Raw genomic sequence first — 8,694 nt, 5'->3', positions numbered from 1 at the left:
TACTTTTGCGCTTTTCAAAAGTGAGCCGCCGTCAGGGCGGAACCCTAAGCAGCCGTTACCGCAGAAACGGATATGTACTCGTTCCAATCCAACATCCCGGACAGCCCAGAGGCCGCCATCGGGGGCAAGCCCCCTCCCACATGTTGATTGCCATACATCAATCAATTTTCTTGAGCCACAGACTTTTCCCCGTCCCCAAGGGTCAACATCCTGCAAGCACCTTGACCCAGGAGATACCCTTAAATGACCACACCCAAAGCCCTGTTGATCCTCCACGGCAAACAAGCCCTCAATGAGGACGTGCGTGCGGCTGTGCTCGCCCGTCGTGAGCAGGGTTGGGAGCTGGCGGTACGGGTGACGTGGGAGGGCGGCGATGCGCTGCGCCTGGTCAACGAGGCATTGGAAAACGGCTATACCCATATCATCGCCGGCGGTGGCGACGGCACCTTGCGCGATGTCGCCGAAGCGATGGCGCAAGCCGGCACCGACGCCAGCCTGGTGTTGATGCCCCTGGGCACCGCCAACGACTTCGCCAAGGCCGCCGGTGTGCCGCTGGAGCCGGCCGGTGCCCTCGCGTTGCTGGATGTCGAGCCAAGGGCAATCGACCTCGGCCAGGTCGGCGGGCAGATCTTCCTCAACATGGCCACCGGCGGCTTCGGCAGCCAGGTCACCGCCAACACATCCGAAGACCTGAAGAAAGTCCTCGGGGGGGCCGCCTACCTGTTCACCGGGTTGTCGCGCTTCAGTGAATTGAAGGCCGCCTATGCTGAGCTGGAAGGCCCCGATTTCCAGTGGAAAGGCGAGCTGCTCGCGCTGGGCATCGGCAACGGTCGCCAGGCCGGCGGCGGGCATGTGCTGTGCCCCGATGCGCTGGCCGATGACGGGTTGCTGGACGTCAGCATCCTGCCGGCACCCCAGGAGGTGGTCGGCACCCTGCGCGAACTGATGAGCAATGGCTGGGGCCTGGACACCATGTTCGTGCGCGCCCGCCTGCCGTGGGTCAATATCAAGGGCGCGCAGGGCTTGTACATCAACCTCGATGGCGAGCCGCTGGAAGGCGACGACCTGCATTTCGAAGCGGTGCCTAAGGCCCTGCGCGTACACCTGCCGCTGGGTTCGCCCCTAATCGTCCAGGCTGATGATCTGCTCGCGCACCGCGAATAACACCAGGCCCGCCACGTCGAAAATCTGCAGGCGCTTCATGATCTGCGAGCGATGCGCTTCCACGGTCTTGATGCTCAGGCCCAGTCCGTGGGCGATTTCCCGGGTGGACTTGCCACGCACGATCAAGCGCAGGATTTCCAGCTGTCGCGCCGTCAGGGTGTGGCTGTGGGGCACGGGCGAGGCCGCGCCCTGGCTGCGGATCAGCGCCTGGTTGATCACCGTGTGGGCGATGGCCGGGCTCAGGTAACGCTCGTTGTTGCGCAAGGCCCGCAGGGCGTGTTCCAGCTCGTTGCCGGTCATGTCTTTGAGCAGGTAGCCGTGAGCGCCCGACTCCAGCGCGCGCATGATCAAGTCGGGCTCGGTGTGCATCGACAGGATCAGCACCTTGCTCTTGGGGTAGGCCGCCTTGAGTTGCTGCAGGGCGTCGAGGCCGCCGGTGTGTTTCATCGACAGGTCCAGCAGCACGATATCCGGCTGCAGGGCGCGAAACTGCTCGAGCAATTGCGCACCGTCGCTGGCTTCGCCGATCACGTTGTAGCCGGGAATATCCAGGATCAGCGCGCGAACGCCGGCGCGGATCAGCGCGTGGTCATCCACCAGGAGCAGGTTGCAGGTCACCGGGCAACCTCAGGGGCGCCGGCCCGTTCGAGGGCGCGAGGCGCCCAGGGGAACAACGCGTCGATCCGCGTACCTTTGCCTGGCTCGCTGCTGACGGACAAGGTGCCTCCCAGTTGGTCCATCCGCTCGTACATGCCGGCCATGCCGCGCTGGCCTTCGCGGCCTGGGTCGGTGGCGGGCGAAAAGCCCAGGCCGTCATCGCAGATCATCAGCGACAGGCCTTCGGGCAGGCGTTGCAGGCGCACCCGCAGGTTGTGCGCCTGAGCGTGACGGAGCATGTTGGTCACCGCTTCCTGGGTGATACGAAACGCCGCCACGGCCATTTCTTCAGGAATACCCGCCAGCCGTTGCGGGCATTCCAGGCTCCAGCACACCTGGGTCTTCCCCAGGGTCTTGAGCAGGTGCGCGCGCAAGCTCGCTTCCAGGCCCAGACTGGCCAACTGGCGCGGGTTGAGGATGGCGGACACGTCGCGCACCTTGGCCAGTGTTTCGTTGAGGGTATTGCACAGCGCCGTGCATTGATCCTGCAACTCCGGCGGCAGGCGACGCTGCAGCCATTCGGTTTGCAGCTTGGCGGCGGTCAGCAGTTGGCCGATGTCGTCGTGCAGCTCGCGGCTGAGGCGATGGCGTTCGTTTTCCTGGACCTGCAACAGGCGGTCGGCCAATTCCTGGGGCTGGAACTTGATCGATTTGCGCGAACGCCATTGGTGCAGGCCCACCACCGCCAGCGTGGCCAGGTTGAGCAGCAGGATCAATAGCGACAAGGGCGATGCGTGTACGTACGCCCATGCGCTGGCAGACAGCGAACACAGGCACAGCGCGAGGACGATACGGCGTGCAGTGCTGCGCGACACAGACCTGGAAAAAAGTGGCTTTAGATTGGCGTACATACGAATGAAGCCACTGAGGGTTCGCTGCGGGGAGACCGGTTGGCCGGGCTCTGTTTGGAATACGCTGCCGAGTCGTGTTTAAACATGATGAAGTTGAGTCACTTCGAGTGGCGCCATAGTACCACCCCTGTTACCGTTGGTCGCCTGATTGGTTTATGGCCCGCGCAAATACTCTGGAGAGTATTCCCAGCGTTAAACAGTGAAGTTGTATTAATACAGTTGGTTTGTATCGTTATTGCATGGATGGCTAATGGATATTTACGCCTGTTTTGCCATCATCGGTCGTTTTTGGATAGGTGGATTATCAAATACGACCTGCATAAGGCTCAAGTCCCGTGATGCAAGCGTGGCTGCGGCGCGTGACTGAACTCCTTTTGCGGAATCTGCAAGGTCGCCAGCGCGATCAAGGCGGTTTGCTCACTCTCGTCCAGGGGCAGTTCACCGGTGCGTGTGTCGATCAGCTCCAGTTGCCAGGCCAGCAGCGTCAGGCAGTCATGCAACGCATCCAATGCCTGGTCGTGCAATTGCAGGGGGGGGCGGGCGTTGGCAATGAGCGCCAGAAGGCGCCGCGAGAAATCGCTGATCGCTTGCAGTGCCAGGTTGTCGGCCTTTTCAGCCAGTTTGGCCAGGCTGGTTTTCATGCAGTCGATGGCGTCACTGTCGTCACGGATCAAATGCAGATGGCTCAAGCACTCCTGGGACTTGATCAGCAGCATCTCGGCCTCCCGCAGAAACTCGGGAAGTGCCGTTTGCCATTCGTTCGCGCTATTCATCATGCATGTCTCCGCAACTCAAGCTCGGGTGATGAGATGTCGCACCGGGTGAATGGGTTAAACTAGCGCTGAAATAGGATTGGGTCTTGTAGGTAGCTTCCGAAATGCCTGTAGGAGCTTTATTGAAATGCTCGCGAAAGTCGTGCGTAACCCCGGCTGAGCGGGATGCCACAACTTCAGTTGCCGATACGTGAGTGCCTGGAAAGCCGGCGGGCCCAGGGCTTGGGATGGCAAACAAAAGCGTGACTCCATTCATGCAATGAGAATGGCGTCACATTAATGGCTATTAGATATCGCGAATATCAGGTCAGGCCTGATTGCGCATAGGGGAATCCCCTACGCAGTGGAACCGCACGTCGATTCGAATGTCCCGCGCCGCCGCGATACAGCGCTATGGGGGGTGAATGCAGTAAAGCATGATGTCAGTGTGACATCAATGCATTTACATGGCATTTTACCGGGGTCAAGGTCTGGCGTTTGGCGCCGATAACTTGCCTATATGAACTGCGCACTCGCAGAACTGACATGCACACCAGGAGCTCTTAATGGCCGGCATTCTCGACACGGTAGATCAACGCACGCAATTGGTGGGTGAGAATCGCCTGGAAATTCTCATGTTCCGCTTGTTCGGCCGACAGCTGTTCGCGATCAACGTGTTCAAAGTGCAGGAAGTGCTGCAACTGCCCAAGCTGACCCTGATGCCCCAGCGTCACCCCTTTGTGTGTGGCGTGGTCAACCTGCGCGGCCAGACCTTGCCGGTGATCGACCTGTCCCAGGCCATCGGCATGCGCCCGTTGGTGCCAGGGCCCAACAGCACCATTATCGTCACCGAGTACAACCGCTCGGTGCAGGCCTTCCTGGTGGGTGGCGTCGACCGCATCGTCAACATGAACTGGGAAGCCATCCTGCCGCCGCCGGCCAGCGCCGGGCGCCAGCATTACCTTACCGCCATCAGCAAGGTCGATGACCAGTTGGTGGAAATCATCGATGTGGAAAAAGTCCTGGCTGAAATCGTGCCCTACAACGCCAAGGTCTCCCGGGAAAAACTCGAAGACCCGGTGCTGGAGCGCGCCCGTGGCCGCGAAGTGCTGCTGGTGGACGACTCCAACGTGGCGCTCTCGCAATTGCGTGACACCCTCGGCCAGTTGGGTGTGAAGATGCACATTGCCAGCGATGGCCTCAAGGCGCTGAACATGCTCAAGGCCTGGGCCGACAGCGGCCAGGTGATGACTGACAAGCTGCTGATGATCTTCACCGACGCCGAAATGCCCGAGATGGATGGCTATCGCCTCACCACCGAAATCCGCAACGACCCGCGCCTGCGTAGCCTCTACGTGGTGCTGCACACCTCGCTCTCGGGCAGCTTCAACGAGTCGATGGTGAAAAAGGTCGGCTGCGACAATTTCCTCTCCAAGTTCCAGCCCGACAAACTGGTCGATGTGGTGCGTGAGCGACTGATGCTGGACGAAGTGCCCGCCTGACTTTAGGGTGTGACACTTTGTTCCCCAGGAAAGCAGGCCCATGCTCCGTCTCAGCGCGTTGTACCGTTACCCCTTGAAGTCCGGCAAGGCCGAGGCCCTGCAGCAGATTGGCCTGGACAAGCTGGGGCTCGAAGGGGATCGACGCTGGATGCTGGTGGACGAAGCCAGCGGGCGATTCCTCACGCAACGCGCCGTGGCGAAGATGAGCCAGTTGACTGCCCTGTGGAACACGGCGGGCGGCCTGACCCTCAGTTCGCCGGGCCATGGGACGTTGGACGTAGCGCTGCCCGGCGCCGACGCGTTGCGCGGTGTGACCATCTGGCACGACACCCTGCGCGTGCCGGACGCAGGCGATGCAGCGGCGGCCTGGGTCAGCGCCTTCATCGGTAAACCGACGCGCCTGGTGCATATGCCCGTGGATCGCGCACGCTTCACCCAGCATGGTTTTGGCCATGATAGCGATCAGGTCGGCTTTGCCGACGGTTACCCCTTGCTGCTGATCGGCCAGGCTTCCCTGGACGATTTATGCACCCATATCGGCCGGCCGATGGACATGCTGCGCTTTCGCCCCAACCTGGTCATCGACGGCGCCGAGGCCTTTGCCGAGGACGGCTGGAAACGCTTGCGCATCGGCGCGGTGGAGTTTCGCGTGGTCAAGCCCTGCTCACGTTGCATCCTCACCACCATCGACCCGCAGACCGGCGAGCGCAGCCCGGACCGCGAGCCGTTCGCGACCCTGCAGGCCTATCGCAGCACCGAGCAGGGCGCGATGTTCGGCCAGAACCTGGTCAACGATGGGGTTGGACGGCTGGAAGTCGGCATGCCGGTGACGGTGCTGGAATGAAAAATGCCCGTCTCGCAGGAGACGGGCATTTTTTTGCGCCGGTGGGCGTTTAGCCGCGGTATTCGCACAGGTAAGCGGTGTCTACGGCGACCTTCAACTGGAACTTGCTGTTGGCCGGCACGTTGAACTGGCTGCCGGCAGCGAAGGTTTCCCACTCGGCATCAGGCAGTTTGACGACCAGGGCGCCGGAGACCACGTGCATGATTTCACGCTGGGCGGTGCCGAATTCGTATTCACCCGGGGCCATGACGCCGATGGTGGCCGGACCTTCCTCGGTGCCGAAAGCGATCGACTTGACGGTGCCGTCGAAGTATTCGTTGACTTTGAACATGGGTGAATCCTCGTAAAAAGGGTCAAAGCTTACGCCAGGCACTGTAGGAGCGAGCTTGCTCGCGAAAAACCTGAGAGCACCCCGTTAACCCAGATGTGCTGCGTTATCGTTGGCGATCTTCGCGAGCAAGCTCGCTCCTACAGGGGGCAGCATTAAGGCAAAAGGTTGATCAGTATGCCCAAGCCTTTCAGAGCTGCCTAGACCGGCAAAATCAACGGCAGCAGACGCGCCGTGTTGCGCGCATCTTCCAGGGCGCGATGCTGCTGGCCAACGAACTGCATCCCCGCCAATTGCAGCGCGCCATTGAGCCCCAGGGGCTTGTCCAGGCGGCGGGCCTTGGCGAAGCGTTGCTTGAGGTTGACGTGGGGCGTCTGGCCGAGCGCGCTGGCCAGGCCATGGCGTTGCCATTCCAGTTCAAGCTGCACGCGGTCGTAATCGCCCCAACTGGCCCAGCCCTCCAGGCGGGGCCGATGCTGGCCCAGCCAGCGTTCGAACAGCGGCCACACCTCGGTGATGGGCGTTGCCGCGTCGATGTTGGCCTGGGTGATATGGGTCAATTGGCGGCAAAAGGGCGTCAGCAGTGGCCGCCGCAGCGGTCGCACGAAGCGCTGGAAGTGATCCAGCTCGCGACCCTGGCGGTTGACCAGGCTCGCGCCGATTTCGATGACTTCCATCTCCGTCACGGGCCAGCCGCCGTCATCTGTTGTGGCTTCAAGGTCAATAATCAGCCAATGAGGCATGCGCAGGTTCCCGTACTGTTCCTGTCCTGATGGGGATAGAGCGTAGCCGGGCCGTGTAGTTCCGCCCAGGGGGCTTATTCAATCTTCCAATGGCGGGTTGCGATGCCACCAGGCAGGCGCCTGGTTTGTAAACCCTGTACACAAGTTTTGCCCAAGCGCTTGCTTGGTTGACGGCCACGGCCTAAATTGCCCGCCAAGACGATAGTAGACATAAGGGAAAGCAGCATGGATGACCATCAAGCCCTGCGGGTGATGCGCACCATGGTCGACGCTGGCCAATTGACCGACCCGGAGAGCGCCCGGGGCAAGTTGCTGCAAACCGCAGCGCACCTGTTTCGCAACAAGGGCTTCGAGCGCACCACCGTGCGCGACCTGGCCGGCGCGGTGGGCATCCAGTCGGGCAGCATCTTTCATCACTTCAAGAGCAAGGACGAGATCCTGCGCGCGGTGATGGAAGAAACCATCCTCTACAACACCGCGATGATGCGCGCCGCGCTGGAGCAGGCGGGCACTGTGCGCGAGCGCGTGCGGGCGCTGATCCGCTGCGAATTGCAGTCGATCATGGGCGGCAGCGGTGAGGCGATGGCGGTGCTGGTGTACGAATGGCGTTCACTGTCTGCCGAAGGCCAGGCCCGGGTACTTGCCCTGCGCGACGTGTATGAGCACATCTGGCTGCAGGTGCTGGACGAAGTCAAGGCTGCCGGCTACATCAAGGGCGACGTGTTGATCACCCGGCGCTTCCTGACCGGCGCGTTGTCCTGGACCACCACCTGGTTCCGCACCCAGGGCAGCCTGACGCTTGAAGAACTGGCTGAAGAAGCCCTGCTGATGGTGCTCAAGGCGGATTGAGGCGCAGCTATCAATTTACTGGCAAGCGTTGTCTCTCCCGGGAAAAACGCCTAGCTTATCGCCATCATAGAATTCAACGGTGTGTGCCTAGATGTTTTCGCCATGGCGGCTGGCTGCAGGACTTACATTTTGGGCGCTGGGTACCGCAGGGTGGACGCAAGCCGGCGCCGCGCAGTTGGTGAGGGTCGGCGCGGCGCATTTTCCGCCGTATACCGTACGCCCTGAGCAAGGCGCCGATACCGGGTTGCTGCCGCAATTGGTCGAAGCGTTGAACGCCGTGCAAAGCGACTATCAGTTCGTGCTGGTGCCCACCTCGATCCCCCGGCGTTTTCGCGATTTCGAGCAGGGCCGGGTGGACATGGCGATCTTTGAAAACCCCTCCTGGGGGTGGACGAATGTGGCCCATACCAGCGTCGACATGGGGCTGGAAGACGCTGAAATCTTCGTGGCCGAGCGTGAGCCCGGTCGCGACCAGCGCTTTTTCGCCGACCTGGCCGGCAAACGCCTGGCGGTGTTCAGCGGTTATCACTACGCCTTCGCCCAGTTCAACCCCGACCCCAAGTACCTGGCCGAGCACTTCAACGCTACCTTGACCTACTCCCATGACAGCAACTTGCTGATGGTCGCGCGGGGGCGTGCCGATATTGCGTTGGTCACTCGTTCGTACCTGAGTGATTTCATGGTGCGCAACGCGAACATGGCGGACAAGTTCCTGGTGTCGGAGCGCATTGATCAGGTCTATCACCATTACGCACTGCTGCGGCCCAAGGCGCCGATCACCGGGCCGGTCTTTGCCGAGCTGCTCAAGCGCTTGCGGGATAACGGCCAGATGCTCAGGATTTTCGCGCCGTATCGGATTGATATAACGCCACTGCGCTGAGGCCGCAGTTGATCGAGTGTGGGAGGGGGTTTGCCCCCGATGGCGGCCTCTGGGCCGACCAGGATGTTGGATTGGACCGAGTACATATCCGTTTCTGCGGTCACGGCTGCTAATGGTTCCGCTT

The 8,694-nt window shown here is 61.3% G+C and carries 10 protein-coding genes; 5 read left to right on the top strand and 5 right to left on the bottom strand.

Going from position 1 to position 8,694, the window contains the following annotated elements; genetic code table 11:
* Window positions 1–243 precede the first annotated feature (243 nt).
* Window positions 244–1,164, top strand: a complete 921-nt coding sequence (gene yegS, locus BFP93_RS01420) for a lipid kinase YegS (RefSeq protein WP_065891656.1) — start codon at window positions 244–246, stop codon at window positions 1,162–1,164.
* Here the strand turns inward: yegS and BFP93_RS01415 are convergent.
* From BFP93_RS01415 to BFP93_RS01405, 3 genes are all read right to left on the bottom strand, one after another.
* Window positions 1,123–1,782, bottom strand: coding sequence for a response regulator transcription factor (locus BFP93_RS01415; RefSeq protein WP_065891655.1), 660 nt, complete (start codon window positions 1,780–1,782; stop codon window positions 1,123–1,125). The genes yegS and BFP93_RS01415 overlap by 42 nt on opposite strands.
* On the bottom strand, window positions 1,779–2,672 hold the full coding sequence (locus BFP93_RS01410; protein ID WP_065891654.1) for a sensor histidine kinase: 894 nt from the start codon (window positions 2,670–2,672) through the stop codon (window positions 1,779–1,781). The genes BFP93_RS01415 and BFP93_RS01410 overlap by 4 nt, the downstream gene beginning before the upstream one ends.
* A 326-nt stretch (window positions 2,673–2,998) precedes the next feature.
* Entirely contained in the window at window positions 2,999–3,448 is a 450-nt protein-coding gene (locus tag BFP93_RS01405; protein ID WP_176717541.1) for a hypothetical protein, read from the bottom strand.
* Window positions 3,449–3,990: 542 nt separating this feature from the next.
* Between BFP93_RS01405 and BFP93_RS01400 the strand changes: the two genes are divergently transcribed.
* Window positions 3,991–4,926: a chemotaxis protein CheV gene (locus BFP93_RS01400; RefSeq protein WP_065891653.1), complete on the top strand. Its 936-nt coding sequence runs from the start codon at window positions 3,991–3,993 to the stop codon at window positions 4,924–4,926.
* Window positions 4,927–4,966: 40 nt separating this feature from the next.
* Complete coding sequence (locus BFP93_RS01395) at window positions 4,967–5,770, top strand: MOSC domain-containing protein (RefSeq protein ID WP_065891652.1); 804 nt, start codon at window positions 4,967–4,969, stop codon at window positions 5,768–5,770.
* Window positions 5,771–5,819: 49 nt separating this feature from the next.
* Here BFP93_RS01395 and BFP93_RS01390 read toward each other — a convergent pair whose 3' ends face one another.
* On the bottom strand, window positions 5,820–6,101 hold the full coding sequence (locus BFP93_RS01390) for a pyrimidine/purine nucleoside phosphorylase (RefSeq protein WP_065891651.1): 282 nt from the start codon (window positions 6,099–6,101) through the stop codon (window positions 5,820–5,822).
* Between the two features lie 197 nt (window positions 6,102–6,298).
* The gene (locus BFP93_RS01385) at window positions 6,299–6,841 is read right to left on the bottom strand and encodes an exonuclease domain-containing protein (protein ID WP_065888362.1); all 543 of its coding nucleotides are present in this window, start codon (window positions 6,839–6,841) and stop codon (window positions 6,299–6,301) included.
* 225 nt (window positions 6,842–7,066) lie between these two features.
* Here BFP93_RS01385 and BFP93_RS01380 point away from each other — a divergent pair, with 225 nt between their 5' ends.
* The gene (locus BFP93_RS01380; RefSeq protein ID WP_065891650.1) at window positions 7,067–7,690 is read left to right on the top strand and encodes a TetR/AcrR family transcriptional regulator; all 624 of its coding nucleotides are present in this window, start codon (window positions 7,067–7,069) and stop codon (window positions 7,688–7,690) included.
* Window positions 7,691–7,781: 91 nt separating this feature from the next.
* Window positions 7,782–8,570, top strand: coding sequence for a substrate-binding periplasmic protein (locus BFP93_RS01375; protein WP_065891649.1), 789 nt, complete (start codon window positions 7,782–7,784; stop codon window positions 8,568–8,570).
* Window positions 8,571–8,694: the final 124 nt, after the last annotated feature.

The sequence above is a fragment of the Pseudomonas sp. 44 R 15 genome (genome assembly GCF_900004965.1).
Classification (GTDB): domain Bacteria; phylum Pseudomonadota; class Gammaproteobacteria; order Pseudomonadales; family Pseudomonadaceae; genus Aquipseudomonas; species Aquipseudomonas orientalis_A.
This window is presented reverse-complemented; position numbering and strand designations above follow the sequence as displayed.

What these genes read in the sequence shown, in the direction of transcription:
- BFP93_RS01410 (WP_065891654.1), bottom strand. Translation starts at nt 2,672, where the DNA reads ATGTACGCCAATCTAAAGCCACTTTTTTCCAGGTCTGTGTCGCGCAGC.
- BFP93_RS01385 (WP_065888362.1), bottom strand. Translation starts at nt 6,841, where the DNA reads ATGCCTCATTGGCTGATTATTGACCTTGAAGCCACAACAGATGACGGC.
- BFP93_RS01390 (WP_065891651.1), bottom strand. Translation starts at nt 6,101, where the DNA reads ATGTTCAAAGTCAACGAATACTTCGACGGCACCGTCAAGTCGATCGCT.
- BFP93_RS01395 (WP_065891652.1), top strand. Translation starts at nt 4,967, where the DNA reads ATGCTCCGTCTCAGCGCGTTGTACCGTTACCCCTTGAAGTCCGGCAAG.
- BFP93_RS01375 (WP_065891649.1), top strand. Translation starts at nt 7,782, where the DNA reads ATGTTTTCGCCATGGCGGCTGGCTGCAGGACTTACATTTTGGGCGCTG.
- BFP93_RS01400 (WP_065891653.1), top strand. Translation starts at nt 3,991, where the DNA reads ATGGCCGGCATTCTCGACACGGTAGATCAACGCACGCAATTGGTGGGT.
- BFP93_RS01380 (WP_065891650.1), top strand. Translation starts at nt 7,067, where the DNA reads ATGGATGACCATCAAGCCCTGCGGGTGATGCGCACCATGGTCGACGCT.
- BFP93_RS01405 (WP_176717541.1), bottom strand. Translation starts at nt 3,448, where the DNA reads ATGATGAATAGCGCGAACGAATGGCAAACGGCACTTCCCGAGTTTCTG.
- yegS (WP_065891656.1), top strand. Translation starts at nt 244, where the DNA reads ATGACCACACCCAAAGCCCTGTTGATCCTCCACGGCAAACAAGCCCTC.